26 protein-coding genes are annotated in these 19,078 nt (G+C 46.9%); all 26 read left to right on the top strand.

From position 1 onward, the window contains the following. A partial coding sequence (locus tag JOD07_RS14765; RefSeq protein WP_330636347.1) for an HNH endonuclease signature motif containing protein occupies nucleotides 1-367 on the top strand: 367 nt, incomplete at its 5' end. Nucleotides 368-487: 120 nt separating this feature from the next. After that, nucleotides 488-1,039: a P27 family phage terminase small subunit gene (locus JOD07_RS14760; RefSeq protein ID WP_003515999.1), complete on the top strand. Its 552-nt coding sequence runs from the start codon at nucleotides 488-490 to the stop codon at nucleotides 1,037-1,039. Then, entirely contained in the window at nucleotides 1,039-1,221 is a 183-nt protein-coding gene (locus JOD07_RS14755; RefSeq protein ID WP_014256693.1) for a hypothetical protein, read from the top strand. The genes JOD07_RS14760 and JOD07_RS14755 overlap by 1 nt, the downstream gene beginning before the upstream one ends. Further along, nucleotides 1,196-2,494, top strand: a complete 1,299-nt coding sequence (locus JOD07_RS14750; RefSeq protein ID WP_046499178.1) for a site-specific DNA-methyltransferase — start codon at nucleotides 1,196-1,198, stop codon at nucleotides 2,492-2,494. The genes JOD07_RS14755 and JOD07_RS14750 overlap by 26 nt, the downstream gene beginning before the upstream one ends. A 5-nt stretch (nucleotides 2,495-2,499) precedes the next feature. Next, nucleotides 2,500-3,753 (top strand): site-specific DNA-methyltransferase, encoded by a 1,254-nt coding sequence (locus JOD07_RS14745; protein WP_046499176.1) that lies wholly within the window; start codon nucleotides 2,500-2,502, stop codon nucleotides 3,751-3,753. A 116-nt stretch (nucleotides 3,754-3,869) separates the two neighbouring features. Further along, nucleotides 3,870-4,571, top strand: a complete 702-nt coding sequence (locus JOD07_RS14740; RefSeq protein WP_046499175.1) for a virulence factor — start codon at nucleotides 3,870-3,872, stop codon at nucleotides 4,569-4,571. Further along, complete coding sequence (locus tag JOD07_RS14735; protein ID WP_046499172.1) at nucleotides 4,555-4,890, top strand: DUF6329 domain-containing protein; 336 nt, start codon at nucleotides 4,555-4,557, stop codon at nucleotides 4,888-4,890. Before JOD07_RS14740 ends, JOD07_RS14735 begins: the two co-directional genes overlap by 17 nt. Next, nucleotides 4,887-5,117 carry a DUF4314 domain-containing protein gene (locus JOD07_RS14730; RefSeq protein WP_058258371.1) on the top strand — a complete coding sequence of 77 codons (231 nt, stop codon included), beginning with the start codon at nucleotides 4,887-4,889 and terminating at the stop codon, nucleotides 5,115-5,117. The genes JOD07_RS14735 and JOD07_RS14730 overlap by 4 nt, the downstream gene beginning before the upstream one ends. A gap of 141 nt (nucleotides 5,118-5,258) precedes the next feature. Further along, complete coding sequence (locus JOD07_RS14725) at nucleotides 5,259-6,158, top strand: amidoligase family protein (RefSeq protein WP_058258370.1); 900 nt, start codon at nucleotides 5,259-5,261, stop codon at nucleotides 6,156-6,158. A 64-nt stretch (nucleotides 6,159-6,222) separates the two neighbouring features. Next, the gene (locus tag JOD07_RS14720; RefSeq protein WP_204614532.1) at nucleotides 6,223-6,690 is read left to right on the top strand and encodes a gamma-glutamylcyclotransferase family protein; all 468 of its coding nucleotides are present in this window, start codon (nucleotides 6,223-6,225) and stop codon (nucleotides 6,688-6,690) included. A 3-nt stretch (nucleotides 6,691-6,693) separates the two neighbouring features. Further along, nucleotides 6,694-6,888 (top strand): DUF5049 domain-containing protein, encoded by a 195-nt coding sequence (locus JOD07_RS14715; protein WP_204614531.1) that lies wholly within the window; start codon nucleotides 6,694-6,696, stop codon nucleotides 6,886-6,888. Between the two features lie 138 nt (nucleotides 6,889-7,026). Next, entirely contained in the window at nucleotides 7,027-8,595 is a 1,569-nt protein-coding gene (locus JOD07_RS14710) for a terminase large subunit (RefSeq protein WP_465220800.1), read from the top strand. Beyond that, on the top strand, nucleotides 8,592-9,914 hold the full coding sequence (locus JOD07_RS14705) for a phage portal protein (protein ID WP_204614529.1): 1,323 nt from the start codon (nucleotides 8,592-8,594) through the stop codon (nucleotides 9,912-9,914). Before JOD07_RS14710 ends, JOD07_RS14705 begins: the two co-directional genes overlap by 4 nt. Next, the gene (locus tag JOD07_RS14700) at nucleotides 9,829-10,578 is read left to right on the top strand and encodes a head maturation protease, ClpP-related (RefSeq protein WP_465220799.1); all 750 of its coding nucleotides are present in this window, start codon (nucleotides 9,829-9,831) and stop codon (nucleotides 10,576-10,578) included. The genes JOD07_RS14705 and JOD07_RS14700 overlap by 86 nt, the downstream gene beginning before the upstream one ends. Nucleotides 10,579-10,591: 13 nt before the next feature. Then, nucleotides 10,592-11,794, top strand: coding sequence for a phage major capsid protein (locus tag JOD07_RS14695; RefSeq protein ID WP_204614527.1), 1,203 nt, complete (start codon nucleotides 10,592-10,594; stop codon nucleotides 11,792-11,794). A gap of 21 nt (nucleotides 11,795-11,815) precedes the next feature. After that, entirely contained in the window at nucleotides 11,816-12,124 is a 309-nt protein-coding gene (locus JOD07_RS14690; protein ID WP_004400079.1) for a head-tail connector protein, read from the top strand. Between the two features lie 2 nt (nucleotides 12,125-12,126). Further along, nucleotides 12,127-12,462 carry a head-tail adaptor protein gene (locus JOD07_RS14685; RefSeq protein ID WP_204614525.1) on the top strand — a complete coding sequence of 112 codons (336 nt, stop codon included), beginning with the start codon at nucleotides 12,127-12,129 and terminating at the stop codon, nucleotides 12,460-12,462. A 16-nt stretch (nucleotides 12,463-12,478) separates the two neighbouring features. Then, nucleotides 12,479-12,910, top strand: coding sequence for an HK97-gp10 family putative phage morphogenesis protein (locus tag JOD07_RS14680; protein ID WP_003516027.1), 432 nt, complete (start codon nucleotides 12,479-12,481; stop codon nucleotides 12,908-12,910). Beyond that, on the top strand, nucleotides 12,907-13,251 hold the full coding sequence (locus JOD07_RS14675) for a hypothetical protein (RefSeq protein ID WP_003516028.1): 345 nt from the start codon (nucleotides 12,907-12,909) through the stop codon (nucleotides 13,249-13,251). Before JOD07_RS14680 ends, JOD07_RS14675 begins: the two co-directional genes overlap by 4 nt. Nucleotides 13,252-13,256: 5 nt before the next feature. Further along, on the top strand, nucleotides 13,257-13,856 hold the full coding sequence (locus JOD07_RS14670; protein WP_014256680.1) for a major tail protein: 600 nt from the start codon (nucleotides 13,257-13,259) through the stop codon (nucleotides 13,854-13,856). Continuing rightward, a complete protein-coding gene (locus JOD07_RS14665) occupies nucleotides 13,856-14,239 on the top strand; it encodes a hypothetical protein (RefSeq protein WP_003516030.1) in 384 nt (127 codons plus the stop codon). Before JOD07_RS14670 ends, JOD07_RS14665 begins: the two co-directional genes overlap by 1 nt. Beyond that, on the top strand, nucleotides 14,236-14,427 hold the full coding sequence (locus tag JOD07_RS14660) for a hypothetical protein (protein ID WP_003520671.1): 192 nt from the start codon (nucleotides 14,236-14,238) through the stop codon (nucleotides 14,425-14,427). The genes JOD07_RS14665 and JOD07_RS14660 overlap by 4 nt, the downstream gene beginning before the upstream one ends. 27 nt (nucleotides 14,428-14,454) lie before the next feature. Next, nucleotides 14,455-16,641, top strand: a complete 2,187-nt coding sequence (locus JOD07_RS14655) for a phage tail protein (protein ID WP_204614523.1) — start codon at nucleotides 14,455-14,457, stop codon at nucleotides 16,639-16,641. Nucleotides 16,642-16,654: 13 nt separating this feature from the next. Further along, a complete protein-coding gene (locus tag JOD07_RS14650) occupies nucleotides 16,655-17,428 on the top strand; it encodes a distal tail protein Dit (protein ID WP_204614521.1) in 774 nt (257 codons plus the stop codon). A 140-nt stretch (nucleotides 17,429-17,568) separates the two neighbouring features. Further along, a complete protein-coding gene (locus JOD07_RS16080) occupies nucleotides 17,569-17,691 on the top strand; it encodes a hypothetical protein (protein WP_330636346.1) in 123 nt (40 codons plus the stop codon). Between the two features lie 392 nt (nucleotides 17,692-18,083). Continuing rightward, nucleotides 18,084-19,001, top strand: coding sequence for a prophage endopeptidase tail family protein (locus JOD07_RS16075; protein ID WP_330636345.1), 918 nt, complete (start codon nucleotides 18,084-18,086; stop codon nucleotides 18,999-19,001). Nucleotides 19,002-19,078: the final 77 nt, after the last annotated feature.

Genomic DNA, 19,078 nt, shown 5'->3' with positions numbered 1-19,078 from the left:
TGGCCAGATGCCAAGAAAACCAAAAAGGCCTTGCTCCTTTCCCGGCTGTCCTGAACTGACGGACGGAAGGTACTGCGACATGCATCAAAGGCAAGAGGATGCTTATTACAACAAATACGAACGAGATCCCCAAACAAGAAAACGCTACGGCAGGAGCTGGAAACGCATCAGGGACAGATATATCTCAGAGCATCCGCTTTGCGAGGAGTGCCAAAAGTACGGAAGGCTTACACCAGCCGAAGAGGTACATCATATTATCCCTTTATCCAAAGGCGGAACCAATGCAGACAGCAACCTTATGAGCCTGTGCAAACAATGTCACTCATCGATCACTGCCCGCGAAGGGGAGCGATGGGCAAGACGGTAGGGGGGTCAAAATCTCTGGTGAAGCAGTTTTGTGCAACGGGCGGGGGGTCACGCGCGAAAAATCGCAGTTTCAAACGGGGTATATCCCCTGTTTATTTTTACATGAATCGAGGTGATTTGTATGGCAAAGGACGGTACCAACCGCGGCGGGGCACGTATCGGTGCAGGACAGAAGAAAAAGCCTCTGGCGGATAAGATTTTGGAAGGAAATCCCGGCAGACGAAAGCTCATGGTAATGGAGTTTACGGATGCTGCGGAACTGGAAGGAGAGAGCATGCCGCCACCGAGGGATTATCTTGCTGCAAAGCAGAAGAACGGAAAAACAACACTGGCGGTGGAAATATACGAAAAAACATGGCAGTGGCTTAAGGAACGCAGGTGTGTTCACCTTATCCCTGCGCAGCTTATAGAGCAATATGCCCAGAGTGTGGCGCGGTGGATCCAGTGCGAGGAATGTATCACTGAATTTGGCTTTCTTGCTAAGCATCCGACAACTGGCAATGCCATCCCGTCACCTTATGTGGCTATGAGTCAAAGCTTTATGAAACAGGCCAATAACCTGTGGTATCAAATTTATCAAGTCGTGCGGGAAAACTGTGCTACCGAATACAAGGGGGCCACTCCCCACGATGATGTGATGGAAAAACTCCTGACAGCCAGGAGGGGTGGCTGATGCATAAAACAAATTCAATCTTTCTTAGGGAACTAAGAAAATATGAAGACCATTTAACGAAGCAGCAGTTTAAGACTCTGCGGGGACAAGTAATAAACGGAGATTGTGAGGGCGCAAAAAAGGGTCTTAAGAAAATATTGAACAGGAGAATGCAAGATGAACATACAAAAAATATCTGTTGAAAAACTTAATCCAGCAGCATACAACCCGCGCAAGAATTTAAAACCTGGCGATAAGGAATATGAAAAGCTAAAACGGTCAATAGAGGAATTTGGCTATGTGGAGCCTGTTATCTGGAACAAAAAAACAGGTAATGTGGTAGGCGGGCATCAACGCTTAAAGGTTTTGCTAGACTTGGGACAGACAGAGATAGATTGCGTCGTTGTAGATCTTGACCCCCAGAGGGAAAAAGCGCTCAATCTTGCTCTTAATAAGATTCAGGGAGAGTGGGACGAGAATAAACTGGCTGAACTGATGGCTGAGTTGGACGCAGGTGCCTTTGATGTTTCGCTCACAGGGTTTGACGCTTCTGAAATTGACGAACTGCTCAACCGATGGTATTCCAAAGAAGCAGTGCAGGACAGCTTTGACATAGACCAAGCGCATGAGGAAATCATGCAGCGCGAACAGATAACAAAGCGGGGTGATATCTGGCTTCTTGGGAATCACCGTTTGATGTGTGGTGACTCTACGAGCGATGAAGATTTTGAGAAGTTAATGGATGGGAGTCACGCACAGATGGCAGTTACTTCCCCGCCTTACGGGGTAGGCAAAGAATATGAGAAGGCCGGGATCGAGCCATGGTTTGAAACAGTACGCCCGGTGATTAAAAATTTGTGCAGGCATGCAGATATTGTTTGCTGGAACTTAGGTGATCTCTATGCTACCGGTTCACAGTTTATTGAACCTACCAGCGTTTACAGCGTGAATATGTTTTTGGACAATGGCTATCGACCTATCTGGATACGCATTTGGAAGAAGCAGGGACAAAACTTCGGCGTAGGCCCCTATCACCTTGTTTCAAACAAGCCGGTTCAGCAGTATGAGTATATTTCAGCATTTAGCAATAAAGGCGAGGCAGAGGAATATAACGATCAGGAGTATGTGTGGCTTTCGGCTTTTGCAGGGCATAGTTATAAATTTGTAAAACGGCTTACAAAGGAAGAACGCAAGAAGTGGGGCTATGCTGGCATATGGGAGATGACAACTGTACGGGCAAACAAGGAGCATCCGGCAATGTTCCCTGTGGAGCTTCCATGGCGATGCATCAAAATGCACAGCGACAAAGGCGGTATTGTGCTTGAACCGTTTTCCGGCAGCGGCACCACTATAATTGCGGCTGAACAGACTGAGCGTAAATGCTATGCGATGGAGTTATCCCCTGTTTACTGTGATTTGGCTGTTAAGCGCTGGGAGGACTTCACCGGCGAAAAAGCCGTCAAACTGGAGGGTTAAGATTTATGGATATACTGAAAATACCAGCAGAAAAATTAAAACCTTCGAAATATAACCCGCGGAAGGACTTAAAGCCGGGTGATCCTGAATATGAAAAACTACGCCGGTCTATTGAAGAGTTTGGATATGTAGAGCCGGTCATATGGAACAAACGAACCGGGAATATTGTCGGTGGGCACCAGCGGTATAAGGTACTGACAGCCTTGGGATATAAGGAGATCGACTGCGTTGTGGTTGATTTGGATGAGCAGCGGGAAAAGGCGCTCAATGTTGCTCTGAATAAAATCAGCGGCGAGTTTGATATTCCGCTTTTGACCGATCTGCTTATGGACTTAAATGAAGATGGCTTTGACGTTTCTCTTACCGGGTTTGATGCTGCAGAAATCGACGAGTTGTTCCGCGATAAAACTGCTGCCAATGTCAAAGAGGATAATTTCGATGCTGAAAAGGCAGCAGCAGAGATTAAAACTCCGGTTACCAAAAGGGGCGATATATGGGTACTTGGCAGCCACCGTCTGATGTGCGGTGACAGTACCTTGCTTTCGGATGTGCAAAAGCTGATGGCTGGCAAAAAAGCGAGGTTTGTTTTCACCGATCCGCCCTGGAACGTGGATTACGGTTCGGATACCAGGCATCCGAGCTGGAAACCGAGGCAAATTTTAAATGACAAGATGAGCACCGAGGAATTCGGCGCTTTTTTATTGCGTGCTTTTAACTGTATGCGGGAGATTTCTGAAGCCGGATGCATGACCTATGTGGTAATGAGTGCCCAGGAATGGGGCAGTTTGATGAACGTCATGCGGGAGGCAGGGTATCACTGGTCAAGCACAATTATATGGAAAAAGGACAGCCTGGTGCTATCCAGAAAGGACTATCATACCCAGTACGAGCCGATCTGGTACGGCTGGCTTGAGGGGACGCGCCTTTGCCCGCTTAAAGACCGCAAACAGTCGGATGTTTGGGAGATACCCCGCCCCAAAGTTTCGGAGGAGCACCCGACCATGAAGCCGGTTTCACTTGTGGCAAAGGCCATGCTCAACAGTTCCCATACCGGAGATTTGGCCCTTGACCTGTTCGGCGGATCCGGTACGACAATGATTGCAGCGCAGCAGACCGGGCGGGTTTGTTTTATGATGGAGCTCGACCCGAAATACTGCGATGTGATTGTAAAGCGCTATGTTTCACAATTTGGAACAGATTCAGTATTCCTGCTGTCAGGTGGCGAAAAAATTCCTTACGCGGAAACACAGATTACTTAAAAATGTCCTTGCTTTCCCCTCAAAACAGAGCGTTAATGTACCCCACCAAAAAGGAAAGGTGGGATTTTTTATGGGAATCAGAAATGGTTTAGCTTATTTGAGGGGAGGTGAACGGCATGAGCAATAACAGCTTTCGTTTTTCACAGAAGGTTGTCGGTCAGGATAGGAAAGCCATTGCTTTAGTCATTGCTGAAGCCCTTGAAGGCCAGGTGCGCTATACCGGAGCGCCGGGTTTTGCGTATGAGGTAAACGACGGGAGCACTGCTGGTAGCTGGACGGTTGACAGGGACAGTGTGGTTCACTCGCCGGAAATCCGTCTTGATGAAATCAAAAGCATCCGTCCCGTTATTGACGCGCTGAATATGGCGGGTTTATCTGCAGAGGGAACCATGACAATTACTCTTTCTTTGGAGGGCTTTGGCGAGACAAGCCTTGAAAACCTTAGAAATATGCTGGCCAGCAAAGAGACGTTAATTAAGAAAGCACTGTCGCTTGACCGGGAACTTGAAGTATTAGCTGAAAATGACGAGATTGCCTTCCCTTTCTGGAACGCGAACCTAAATGCCGACGAGGTGCAGACGTATATCACGCTTGTAAAGCAGATGGCAGAACAGGCAAAAGCTCAGAAGCGTGTGCTGCGCACCGAAAAACCGGCAGATAATGAAAAATACGCTTTTCGCTGTTTCCTGCTTCGGTTAGGATTTATAGGAGATGATTTCAAAACCGAACGCAAGGTGCTGCTTTCAAGGCTGTCCGGCAACGGGGCGTACCGGAAAGGCAGAGCAAAGGCGGTGGACGAAAATGAACGATTTTCATAGCACCGCCTTCTTTGTCAAGCATCCGTTTAGGATTGAGGATCTAAAGGTGCCGCATCGGTATGAGATGAGGAAACGATTTGCAGTTGTGAAAACTGTCGAACTTTCAAAGATTGACTATGACAACTTCATTGCCGACCTATACGTTGACCGCACATTTATTGAGGAAAACAAAGGGCTTTGCCGCATTGACGAGGATGGAGTGTGGCTTTGCTTGCTGGTTAAGCGGCGGGGACAGTCTGACGGAGTGCTGGTAATGCCGGACGGTAGGGATTATCCAAAGTACGCCGCATATTATCCTGGAAAGGAGGACGAGCAATGAGTGTAAGAGATTATCCTTCAAAAGAAACTGTCCTCCGCCTTAAAGAGCAGTATCCGCCGGGAACACGCGTCGAGCTTATCTGCATGGATGATCCGTACTCTAAGCTGAAACCGGGAGATCAAGGTACAGTTTCTTTTGTGGATGATATCGGAACCATACATATCAACTGGGACAGCGGTTCTTCCTTGGGCGCAGCTTATGGTGTGGATATGATCAGGAAGCTGTAAATGTACACAAATTAAGATGCGAAAAATCGTCCAAAATCTAGCGGAAACTCATGCAGAATTGCCTTGCTATCCTGTGTTTTCAATGGCCTAATGTACACTGCCAAAGGGCAGAAAACACAGAGAAAGCGAGGAGAAAGCGCAATGCTTACAACGAGATTTGGAATCGAGGTAGAATTAACAGGGATTACAAGGAAGCAGGCGGCCAAAACTGCAGCAGCTTTTCTTGGCGGGAGGATTGAATCCAGCGGAGATTACTACGACACCCAAAAGGTTATTGCGCCGGACGGACGGGTATGGAAATTCATGAGTGACGGGAGCATCCGGACTCAGAAAAAGGAGCGCGGTCGGATTGAAGCAGCAGGACGGGAATACAGTGTTGAGCTGGTAAGCCCGATACTGACATACCGCGAGGATATTGAAACCCTGCAAGAATTGATAAGGAGGCTCCGCAAGGCGGGAGGTTTTGCAAACACAAGCTGCGGAATCCATATCCATATAGACGGGGCAAACCACACGCCGCGCAGCATCCGCAATTTTATCAATATAATCGCCAGCAAGAATGATCTTTTCTATAAGGCATTGCAGATTGAGCCGGACAGGATACGGTTTTGCAAGAAGATGGATGCGGCACTGGTTGAAAAGATGAACCGGCGTAAGCCCAAAACCATGGCGGCAATTGAGAGCATCTGGTACGAGGGTTACAGCGAAAGCCGGAGTACCCATTACCACAACAGCAGGTACCATTTTCTGAACCTGCACAGTTTTTTCAACGGCAACGGGACGATTGAACTTCGCGGTTTCAACAGCGAACTTCATGCGGGGAAAATAAGAAGCTACGTAGTGCTTGCCCTAGCGCTAAATCATCAGGCCCTGACCCAAAAATGCGCTTCCAGCAAGAAGCCGCAGGTTGAAAATGAGAAATTTGCCATGCGGACATACCTCAACCGCATAGGGCTTATCGGTGACGAGTTCAAAAACTGCCGGGAGCACCTTTGCAAACACCTCGACGGCAACGCGGCATGGCGGTTTCGGGCAGCATAGATAACCGGGTGCTGGGGGCGGAGAGCCGCCCCTAGCCTGCGGTACACACAAGGAGGATGATACGATGAGCAAAGAAAAAGGAACCATATATTTAGCATATGGAAGCAACCTGAACTTGAAGCAAATGGCATACCGCTGTCCAACGGCGAAGGTGTTGGGGAGTGCAAAACTCACAGGCTACCGGCTGTTGTTCCGAGGCGGGAACGGCGGCGCAGTAGCGACGATAGAAAAGCAAAAAGGTGAAAGCGTACCGGTACTGCTTTGGAGAATCACGCCTTATGACGAGGAAGCGCTGGACCGATATGAAGGTTATCCGCATCTATACCGGAAAGAAACGGTTAGAGTGCGTTTCAAAGGACAGTGGGTGTCCGCGATGGTATATATCATGAATGAAGGCAGACCGCTGGGGGCACCGGGTCGTTACTATTACGAGGTGATTCGCCAGGGATATATAGACGCGGGCTTTGATATTTCGGTTCTCAATAAAGCCGTACGCGATTCAGTATCACAGGCAGAGAAGTCTGAGGTGTAGGCCATGGAGAACGAAAATCTGATTACTGATAAGATTTACCGGCAGATTATTGCCATACGGGACAGCGGTGTCTGCAATATGTTTGATTTGCCAAGAGTGCAGGAGGAGGCATACAAAAAGGGTTTTTATGAATTGGTGGTATTTCTTAATGAACACAAGAAAGAATATGCTGAGTTTATCCTGACAGGCAAACGATAACGATAATAGCGTAACAGATTTCATAGAAATCCACTAATGAGAGGAACTTCGTCCATGAGGTTCCTTTTTTCTTGCTCAACTTTAGGAAAGGAGGCGGCAAAGCTGCGGAAGTTAAAGCGTTATAAGCCAACGAAGTTTATGGCGGAAGGTTCCCGATACGACAAGGAAGCGGCGGATGCCGCTGTTACTTTTATAAACTGCCTGAAGCATACCAAGGGTGAATGGTATGGAATGCCTTTTGAATTAATTGACTGGCAGGAACAGATTGTCCGGGACATATTCGGAATCTTGAAACCTAATGGATACAGGCAGTTTAACACTGCCTATATAGAAATTCCAAAAAAGCAGGGTAAGAGCGAACTTGCAGCGGCAATTGCTTTATATCTTACCTGTGGTGATTTCGAGCATGGTGGCGAGGTTTATGGATGTGCGTCTGATCGTCAGCAGGCATCCATTGTTTTCGATGTTGCAGTAGATATGGTGGAACAGTGTCCGGCATTAAAATCTCGAATTAAACCAATGCTGTCACAGAAGCGGCTGGTATATAAACCGTTAGGTAGTTTTTATCAGGTGCTTTCAGCGGAGGCATATACAAAACATGGCCTAAACGTCCATGGTGTGGTATTTGACGAACTTCATGCTCAGCCAAACAGGGATCTTTATGATGTAATGCTTCACGGATCTGGCGATGCAAGAAAACAACCGCTGTTTTTCCTGATCACAACTGCTGGCACAGACCGCAATTCCATCTGCTGGGAAGTACATCAAAAGGCTGAGGATATTCTTCAAGGGCGTAAGATAGATCCGACTTTCTACCCTGTTATCTACAGCGCAGCCGATACCGATGACTGGACAAGTGAAAAGGTATGGAGAAAGGTTAACCCGTCACTGGGCATTACAGTCGACATCGAAAAATTGAGGGTGGCTTGTGAAAATGCCAAGCAAAATCCTGCAGAGGAAAATTTATTCCGTCAGCTCCGCTTAAATCAGTGGGTGAAGCAATCGGTGCGCTGGATGCCAATGGATAAATGGGATAAGTGTGCGTTTCCTGTTGATGCAGAAAAATTGCGCGGCAGAACCTGTTACGGAGGACTTGACCTGTCATCTACTACCGATATTACCGCCTTTGTGCTGGTGTTTCCACCGCTTGATGAATCTGATAAATATCAGATTCTACCTTTTTTCTGGATACCGGAGGAGAATATTGATCAGCGTGTGCGGAGAGATCATGTGCCTTATGATGTCTGGAAGAGGCAAGGCTTTTTATATACCACTGAGGGTAACGTCGTGCATTATGGCTTTATCGAAACCTTTATTGAGGAACTCGGAATGAAATATAACATTAAGGAAATAGCCTTTGACCGCTGGGGCGCAATTCAGATGACGCAAAACCTCGAGGCTTTGGGGTTTACGGTTGTTCCATTCGGTCAGGGTTTCAAGGATATGTCGCCGCCTACAAAAGAGTTGATGAAGCTGACATTGGAAGAACGCATCGCCCATGGTGGTAATCCAGTACTGCGGTGGATGATGGACAATATCTATGTCAAAACCGATCCCGCCGGAAACATTAAGCCGGATAAAGAAAAATCCACCGAGAGAATAGATGGTGCGGTAGCGTTAATTATGGCGCTTGACCGCGCGTTAAGGCATGACGGGGATGAACGCAACGGATCAATTTATGATGAAAGGGGGCTGTTGATTATATGAGTGTATTTTCCCGTTTGTTCAAAGCAAGGGATAAGCCGAAAAACAGCCTGTTCGGTAATGCATATAGCTTTTTCTTCGGCGGCACATCCAGCGGAAAGGCTGTCAATGAGCGGACGGCCATGCAGACAACGGCGGTGTATGCCTGTGTAAGGATACTTGCAGAAGCAATTGCCGGGCTTCCGCTTCATGTATACCGATACAAGGAAGACGGTGGAAAAGAAAAAGCGTTGACTCACCCGCTATATTACCTGCTCCATGACGAACCAAACCCTGAGATGACTTCATTCGTGTTCCGGGAAACACTGATGAGTCATCTTCTTTTATGGGGAAATGCTTACGCTCAAATTATTAGGGACGGTTCTGGACGAGTGCTGGCGCTTTATCCACTTTTGCCAAACAAAATGACGGTAGACAGGGCTCCAAACGGAGAACTGTTTTACAGTTATCGGCGCGACAGCGATGAGAGTAGGGTTAATCCAAAAGCAGGCCTTATATACCTACGAAGTGATGAGGTTCTTCACATCCCGGGACTCGGTTTTGACGGACTGATCGGATACTCCCCTATTGCTATGGCCAAGAACGCCATAGGCATGGCTATTGCCTGTGAGGAGTATGGTGCATCCTTTTTTGCCAACGGAGCAAATCCGGGTGGCGTTCTGGAACATCCCGGTGTACTAAAGGATCCGGCAAAGGTGCGGGAAAGCTGGAACGCTGTTTATCAAGGAAGTGCCAATGCTCATCGCATTGCAGTTCTGGAAGAGGGAATGAAGTTTCAACCAATCGGCATTCCACCCGAACAGGCACAGTTTTTAGAGACAAGAAAGTTTCAGATAAATGAAATTGCTCGGATATTCCGAGTACCTCCCCATATGGTTGGAGATCTTGAAAAGTCAAGCTTTTCAAACATCGAACAGCAATCTCTGGAATTTGTTAAATACACGCTTGACCCGTGGGTGGTGCGTTGGGAACAGGCTCTCCAAAAAGCGCTGCTTTTACCATCAGAGAAGCGGGCATACTTTGTCAAATTCAATGTAGATGGCCTTCTGCGCGGTGATTATGCAAGCCGCATGAATGGTTATGCTGTAGCTCGACAGAACGGCTGGATGTCTGCTAACGATATCCGCGAGCTTGAGGACATGAACCGGATTCCGGCGGAGTTGGGCGGAGATCTGTATCTTGTTAACGGTAACATGACCAGGCTTGCCGATGCAGGTGCATTTGCAGGCCAAAACAATGCTGAAACGGAGGGATCAAAAGTTGAACAAATCACAAAAACCAAAACCGGTTCGCCGCTTCTGGAACTGGATACAAAACGATGATGGCAGCCGGACATTATATATTGACGGCCCAATAGCTGAAGAAAGCTGGCTGGGAGACGAAGTAACTCCCAAGCAGTTCAAATCAGAGCTGTTGTCCGGAGAGGGTGATATAACGATCTGGATCAACAGCCCTGGCGGAGATATATTTGCAGCTAATCAAATTTACAACATGCTTATGGATTACAAAGGCAAAGTGACGGTAAAGATTGACGGTATTGCAGCCAGCGCCGCTTCGGTTATAGCCATGGCCGGAGGTGACGTCTTTATGTCACCAGTCAGCATGATGATGATTCACAACCCTATGACGATAGCCATCGGTGATACAGAAGAAATGGAGAAAGCTATCGCAATGCTGGAAGAAATAAAGGAATCCATAATCAACGCTTATGAACTGAAAACCGGACTCTCCCGGGCAAAAATATCGCACCTAATGGATGCAGAAAGCTGGTTTAACGCAAGAAAAGCGGTGGAACTTGGCTTTGCTGATGGAATCTTGTTTATGGAGGATGAATCATTCCCATCCGAATTTGAAGTATCAGGAGGAATGATCTTCAGCAGGCAGGCAGTAACAAATTCCATCCTGCAAAAGCTTAAACCAAAAGAGAAACCAAAAGGAACACCAATTGAGTCGCTTGAAAAGCGGCTTTTTTTATTAAAACCTTAAGGAGGATTTGATTATGAGCAAAATACTGGAACTGCGTGAAAAACGCGCTAAAGTATGGGAAGCTGCTAAAGCTTTCCTCGACAGCAAACGCGGGAACGACGGACTGCTTTCACCGGAGGACACCGCGACTTATGAAAAAATGGAAGCCGACGTTATTGCGCTGGGCAAAGAAATAGAACGTCTCGAACGTCAGGCTGCCATAGATTTGGAATTGTCAAAACCGTTGAATATTCCTATTACAGACAAACCCACTTCCATATCTGGCAACAGTGAAAAAATCGGACTTGCCAGCGATGAGTACAGGCAGTCTTTCTGGAACATGATGCGCGGCAGGCGCAAATATGACGTACACAACGCGCTGCAGATTGGAGAGGACACCGAAGGTGGATATCTTGTTCCCGACGACTTTGAGCGTACTCTTGTGGAAGCACTGGAGGAGGAGAATATCTTTAGGCAGATTGCCAATGTTATTACCACGTCCAGCGGTGACAAGAAAATTCCTGTGGTGGCAAGCAAGGGTACTGCATCCTGGGTGGATGAGGAAGGCCAGATTCCCGAAAGCGATGACTCCTTTGCACAGGTATCCATCGGCGCATATAAGCTGGCTACTATGATCAAGGTGTCAGAGGAATTGTTAAACGACAGTGTATTTAACCTTGAACAGTATATAGCCAAAGAATTCGCCCGCCGAATCGGAGCAAAAGAGGAGGAAGCATTTTTTATCGGCGACGGATCTGGCAAGCCAACCGGTATCTTGGCGGATAACGGCGGTGGCGAGATAGGAGTAACCGCGGCGAGTGCAACAGCCATTACCCTTGACGAGATCATGGACTTGTTCTACAGCCTAAAGTCTCCGTACCGCAGGAACGCTGTATTCATTATGAATGATTCGACAATTAAAGCTATAAGGAAGCTCAAAGACAACAACGGTCAGTATCTCTGGCAGCCTTCTGTAACTGCTGGAACACCGGATACTATCCTCAATCGTCCAGTTAAAACTTCTGCATTCATGCCAGCCATTGCCGCCGGAGCAAAAACGATTGTATTCGGCGATTTTTCTTATTACTGGGTGGCAGACCGTCAGGGCAGGGTTTTTAAGCGGCTTAATGAGTTGTATGCTGCTACCGGACAAGTTGGATTCATGGCAACCCAACGTGTAGATGGCAAGCTGGTACTGTCTGAAGCAGTCAAGATACTGCAGCAGAAATCAGCTTAATGAAAACGGAGGTGCCGCGGCATGGAACTTTTGGAGAAGGTTAAAGCAAACCTCATATTGCAGCACAGCGAAGATGACGCACTTTTACAAGAGTATATCAAAGCCGCAGTGGCCTATGCGGAAAGTTACCAGAAAAAGCCGGAAGGATATTATGCCGAAAACCCCATGCCGCCTACTACTGAGCAGGCTGTCATTATGCTGTCGAGCCATTTTTATGAAAGCAGGGATGGCTCGACGGCTGGCTTTTTTGGGGATAGTGTGCAGGCAGGACAGCAGGTATGGAATACAGTTAATCTATTGCTGCGGCTCGACCGGGATTGGAAGGTGTAAATATGGGCTTTGGGAAAATGAAAACTTTCGTGGACATTATCTCAGTCAAGCCGGTTAAGGATAGTGAGGGTTTTACTGAAAAAGATGATGTCATTCTTGCTTCGGTAAGGGCATACAAGGAAGATAGGCATGGCAGTGAAAAATGGGCAAACAGGGCGGCGTTTTCGCAGGCGTCTGCCCTGTTCCGCTTCCGTAAGATACCTAACCTGGAAGTTACCACAGATCTTGTACTCGTTTGCAGCGATGGCAGGTACAACATTATCAGTGTAGAGGATGTGAAGGGACGCGGAATGTATATTGAGGTGCTTGCGGAAAAAGTGAAATCAAGCAAAGCATAAAAGGGGGAGCTGCAACGTGGCTAAGGTGGAAGTTAAAATGCCGGAAGAGTTCTTGCTCAAGTTATCCAGACTTGGAGAAAGAACAGACGAAATCATACCTAAGGTGCTGGAAGCAGGCGGGGAAGTGGTTCTTTCAAAAGTGAAGTCCAATCTTCAGTCAGTTATCGGGAGCGGCACTAAATATCCGTCCAGAGCAACCGGTGAATTGGTAAATGCTTTGGGACTCTCTCCTGCCAAACAGGACAGGGATGGAAACCACAACATAAAAATCGGCTTTACTGAACCAAGGAAGGATGGGGAAAGCAATGCGAAGATTGCTAATATTATTGAGTATGGTAAGTCCGGGCAGCCTCCAAGGCCCTTTTTGAAACCGGCAAAATCAGCTACAAGGAAGTCCTGCATCGAAGTAATGAAGTCAAGACTGGAACAGGAGCTGGGTCGTATATGAGCATATTGTCAGAATTAAACTCGTTATTGGATGGTTTGGGTATCCCCATTGAAACCGGGGTATTTAGCGGTGTACCGCCAGATGAGTACCTTGTCATTACTCCGATGACAGATACATTTGAAGTTTTTGCAGACAACCGGCCTCAGGTAGAAACCCAGGAGGTAAGGTTGTCTTTATTTATAAAGGGAAACTACACTGCCCGTAAAAACGAAATAGTGAACACATTGCTCCAAGCAGGCTTTACCATTACCGACAGGCGGTATATAGGCCATGAGGACGATACCGGCTATCACCACTATGCCATTGATGTGGCAAAAGAGTATGAAGTAAAGGAGGAATGAAAAACATGGCCACAATCGGACTGGACAGGTTATATTATGCCAAAATAACTGAGAATGAAAACGGAGAAGAGACATACGCCACGCCTGTTCCGCTGGCTAAGGCTATTACGGCAGAGCTTTCTGTGGAGCTGGCAGAGGCGACACTTTATGCCGATGACGGGGCGGCAGAAGTGGTCAAGGAATTTCAAAGCGGCACCCTGACTCTTGGTGTTGCAGATATCGGAGTAGACGCTGCTGAGGTTTTGACGGGAGCCACTCTTGATGACAATAAGGTGCTGATTTCTGCCAGTGAGGATGGAGGCGCACCTGTGGCAATCGGCTTTAGAGCCAAGAAAGCTAACGGCAAGTACAGGTATTTTTGGCTTTATAGGGTAAAATTCGGCATTCCGGCGACAAATCTGCAGACGAAGGGCGACAGCATTACCTTTTCGACACCCACCATTGAAGGGACAGTCATGAGACGTAACAAACCAGATGGCCAGGGAAAGCACCCTTGGAAGGCGGAGGTCAGCGAAGACGATCCCGGTGTATCGCCTGAAACTATTACCGGCTGGTATACGGAAGTTTATGAGCCGGTATTTGCTGTGGGAGGAGGCAGCGAATAATGCAGGATAATGACAGAAGCGCAATTATCAAAATAGGCGATGAAGAATATCAGCTTATTCTAACCACTAAAGCGACAAAGGAGATTGCAAAAAGGTACGGCGGTCTTGAAAACCTCGGCACGAAACTGATGAAAACCGAGAACTTCGAGATGGCTCTTGACGAAGTGGTATGGCTGATTACACTGCTGGCTAACCAGAGCATTTTGATACACAACCTCAAAAATCAGGATAAGCGTGAACTCCTGACTGAAGAGACAGTGGAACTTCTCACATCTCCCTTGGAACTGGCAGCATATAAAGACGCTATCATGGAAGCAATGTTCAAGGGTACCAAAAGAAACGTTGAAAGTGAGGATGACTTAAAAAACACACCGGCCGAGTGAGCGATGAGGAATTGTTCACTCGGCTTCTATATTACGGCACTGTCCAGCTCAACCGTTCAGAGGATGAAGTATGGCTAATGCCTATTGGGTACCTGCTTGATTTATGGGAGTGCCATAAGCAGTTTTTAGGGCTGGCGAAACCAAAGCGTATGCTTACCATTGATGATGTGATACCTTACGGAATTTAAAAATTTTGCAGGAAAGGAGGCGGTTATGTGGCAGACAATTTTGGCCTGAAGATCGGGATTGAAGGCGAAAAGGAATTTAAAAACGCCATTCGTGAGATCAACCAAAGTTTTAAGGTACTGGGTAGCGAAATGAACCTGGTCGCATCTCAGTTCGACAAGCAGGATAAGTCAGTTGAAGCTGTTACTGCAAGAAACAAGGTGCTTAACAAAGAGATCGAATTGCAGAAAGAAAAAATAGCTACTTTGGAGAAAGCCCTTGCCAATGCCGCCTCATCTTTCGGAGAAACCGACAAGCGGACGCAGTCCTGGCAGATACAGCTCAACAACGCCAAAGCCGAGCTGAACAAAATGGAGCGCGAACTCGAACAGTCTGCTGAAAGTGCAGATGAACTTGGGGACGAATTGAAGGAAAGTGGAGACAATGCCGAAAAATCCAGCTCGAAATTTGAGAAGCTGGGCAGCGTTCTTAAAGGTGTTGGCGCGGCTATGGGTGCTGCAGCGGCCGCAGCGGGCGCGGCTGCCATCAAGCTGGGAAAAGAGGTCGTGGAGCAGTTTGGTGAGCTTGAGCAGAACCTTGGCGGTTCTGAAGCTGTGTTTGGAGAATATGCTGCACGTATCCAAAAAACGGGAGAAGAAGCCTACAAGAATCTGGGCTTGTCCCAATCCGAGTACCTTGCCACCGCCAACAAAATGGGCGCACTGTTTCAGGGTGCTGGTGTCGATCAGCAAAAAAGTCTGGAGCTTACTGAGAAGGCCATGCAACGGGCGGCAGATATGGCTTCGGTTATGGGCATTGACATGCAGACTGCCATGGAATCCATCGCTGGCGCAGCCAAGGGTAACTTCACCATGATGGATAATCTGGGCGTCGCCATGAACGCCACTACCATCGAAGCTTATGCTCTTGCAAAAGGGCTGGATTTTGCCTGGAATAGCGCAACCAATGCCGAAAAGGCCGAGATCGCCATGCAGATGTTTTTTGAAAAAACCGAACAGTATGCTGGCAACTTCGCAAGAGAGTCTACCCAGACCATCAGCGGTTCCATTGGTCTTTTACAAGCCTCTCTAAGTTCATTTATAGCAGGACTTGGCAATGCGAACGCTGATATGACGAACCTAACACAAAATCTTGTGGATGCCTTTCAGGCTGTAGTTAAAAATATTGTACCGGTTTTGGAAAATATAGTGGCTGCTCTGCCGGAGGCAACCGGTGCAATTATCTCAGCAGTCAAAGATCTGCTTCCCGTGCTGTTGCAAACTGTAACTGAATTGTTCTCTCAGGTGCTTCAAACTCTCTTGAGCCTGCTGCCGGAGCTGATCCCGGCGGCAGTAGATGCAGTCATGACCATTGCAGGTACACTCATTGATAACCTGCCTTTACTCATTGATGCAGCGGTGCAGCTAATCACAGCGTTGGTAATGGGGCTTGGAGAAGCATTACCTGAGCTAATTCCAGCAGCAGTTCAAGCAGTGATCACCATTGTGCAAGGGCTGCTGGATAATATGGACAAAATCCTTGAAGCTGCTTTTACATTGATTCAAGGACTGGCGCAGGGACTTTTAAATGCATTGCCAGAACTAATTGAAGCACTGCCGAGGATAATTACAACAATCATTGACTTTGTGACGAACAATATGCCGAAGATCATAGAATTGGGAATTACGCTTATCGTACAGCTTGCTGCCGGGCTAGTGAAAGCCATTCCAGAACTAGTAAAGTCTTTACCTCAGATTGTTGCGGCTATTATAGAAGGTTTGGGCAAGGCGGTTGTTTCCGTGGTTGAGATTGGTAAGAACATTGTAAAAGGCATCTGGGAAGGTATTAAAAGCCTTGGTAGTTGGATTAAGGATAAGGTTTCCGGTTTCTTTTCCGGTATTGTTGATGGAGTAAAGAATTTTCTTGGAATCAGATCTCCGTCCACTGTTTTTGAAGGTATTGGCGGCAATATGGCACTGGGTATTGGTGAGGGATTTGACAAGGCTATGGCCAGAGTGGCAGACGATATGCAAAATGCAGTGCCGACAGATTTTAATATATCTCCTGATATTAATGTAAGTGGAAGAGGTGAATTTAGCGGTTTAGCTTCTGGGCCGCTTGTTGTGGTGCAGCAGATGATTGTTCGTGGTGAAGAAGACATACGTAGGATATCACAGGAGTTATACAACCTGATGCAGACAGGTTCAAGGGCGCAGGGACGTTTTATAACAGCGTAATGGAGGGAAGCATATGGGATTTATCTACAATGGAATATCGTCGCAAAGTATGAAAATACGAGCAAGACTTACCAAATGGCAGGTTTCCCCTGCCCTGCGTAATTCCTTTGAAACTGTGCCGGGCAAAGCAGGTATTGCAGATTTTGGCTGCGATATATCAGAACGAAACATAATAATTAGCTGTAGTGTGCTTCCCCAGCGCAGTTTTGCTGAGCTTGTATCGGTTCTTGATAATGTTGCTGAATGGTTAAATCCGGAAAACGGGCTTAAACAACTTGTTCTAGATGATTTGCCCGACCGATATTTCATGGCTCGCTTATCAGAAGCGGTTGACTGTGAGCGGATATTGCGGACAGCGGGCAGCTTTGAACTTCGGTTTGTTTGTCCCGACCCGTATGTTTACGCGTTGGAAGATGAGATATTTGTTCTTTCTGAAACAGGTCTGCATGAATTGGAGAGGGTTAAAGGAAATGCGGATTCCAATCCGGTTTATCTATTGAAGGGTTTAATATCAATGTCTTCATCAAGCTATATTTCGCTTATTACGAACGACGAGGAATTGAGAATTGTTGGCTCATTATCTGAAGGTGAAACTCTGATTGTCGACTCCGGCATGGTAACAGCTAAGGTTATTGATGAAACAGGCCGAACCTTGAGAAATGGTCTTCCCAGCCTGCAGGATCTGAATTTTCCAATTCTCAGGAAAGGGGTTAATCATATTGAGATTGCCGCAGAAAACGCGACCTTTACTGAGTTAAAAATACAGGCAAAAAGCAGATGGAGGTGATAACATGGCGATAAAATCAATTCTAACGAGCCAAGAGGATTTTACCGGTGAGTTTCCTGTAACATCAAGGACGTCTGCTTTATGGCGATTTAATGAAAAAACACCAGACGAAAATCTTCAGCTTATGGATTCATCGGGACATGGCAGACATTTTACCATCTCCGGCTGGTCAGGTACATCAGCAAACCTTATTGCTGGAAGATTCGGAAGATACTTTAGGCAAAATATTGTTAATCCGACTTCTGAAAAGACCCATCTTATAGCAAAAAATGATGGGAGTTTCTTTAGCAATCTGGGCGAAAAGATTGTTGTAGGCGGTTGGATTAATCCTACCACCTATTCGGTCGGCCAGACATATATACCCATATTCAATACCCGCCAAGGACCTGGTCAGCCAATTTTTTATGTTTCACTTTATCAAGGAAGACTTAGGCTGATGTTGTATAACTCCTCCGGCACACTAATCTACGACCAGAGTGAAACAGCTACCATTACCTTGAAAAACGGCGGCTGGTATTTTATTGCCTCCATCATTGAAGTAAACAACAAAAAGGTACAGAACATCATATGCGATCGCAGCGACGGGGCAACCTGGGTGTCACCTGTGCGTTCCTTTTCGGGAGAGCTGAATCGGGAATGTATAGCAGACATTATTATGGGGATGCATGCAAATACCTACTACTATGCCGGAGGCTTCGACGACTGGTTTCTGGAAACGGACTCACAGCTTACAGCTGATGATTTGCTGTTATATTTTAAGTCGTCTTTAAATGCAAACGGTGGGGATGCGGCTTCGGATGTAGATGCTTTGGCAGAGCCTGGTACAGTCACCCTAAAAGCAACAGATGGCGAGTATCCTGCAAGTGGCGTACTTTATACAAGGGCGGTTCCATGTGCATTATCGGGCAGCGGCCGTGTAGCTGTGACAAGCGAATATACTGCAGGTGTTACGTCAGTGTCTCTAGTAGAGACCAGCACAAGCGATGATCTTGAAGAATGGTCTGCATGGCAGGCTGTGGGAACCAGCGGTGAACTTCAATCGCCAAATCGGCAATATATAAGGTTCCGTGTTACCCTTACCAGCAGCGATCCGTTGAAGACGCCAAAACTTCTGGAAATACAGCTTCATGATATACCGAAAGCGCCCTATGAGAAATTAGGCTTTGCCCGTCCTGTGATATTGGATAAAAACGGAGCATGGGAAGCTGTTCTTGAAAATGCCTTTGATATCATTGTCACTGGTGAGGTGAACGGCGCGGATACGCTGGAATTCAAGCTTCCGTTCCATGATCCAAAAAGAAGCACACTGGAAAATGAAAAACAAGTGCAAATCGTAAATGACATTTACCGGATCCGAACCTTAACGGACAATAAAAGCGAAGATGGGCGTGTTATTACGCAAGTATATGCTGAAGCGGTATTTTACGATCTGTCTTTCAGTGCGGAAAAAGAACCTAGAGAATTCAATGCAGATACTGCAGATGTTCCGATGCAATATGCACTTTTGGGTACAGGCTGGACAGTAGGAAATGTTACAGTCACTACGAAACGGACATTGGTGTTAGTATATTAGTGTAGACACAAAAAGCCGAACACCTTAAAATATAAAAAGGGAAGGAAGTGTCTACAATGGCAAAAGGGCAAAAGTAT

Origin of the sequence: Defluviitalea raffinosedens (assembly GCF_016908775.1) — a bacterium.
GTDB lineage: Bacteria > Bacillota > Clostridia > Lachnospirales > Defluviitaleaceae > Defluviitalea > Defluviitalea raffinosedens.
Note: the sequence above shows the minus strand (reverse complement) of the source record. Positions and strands in the feature narration are given on the sequence as shown.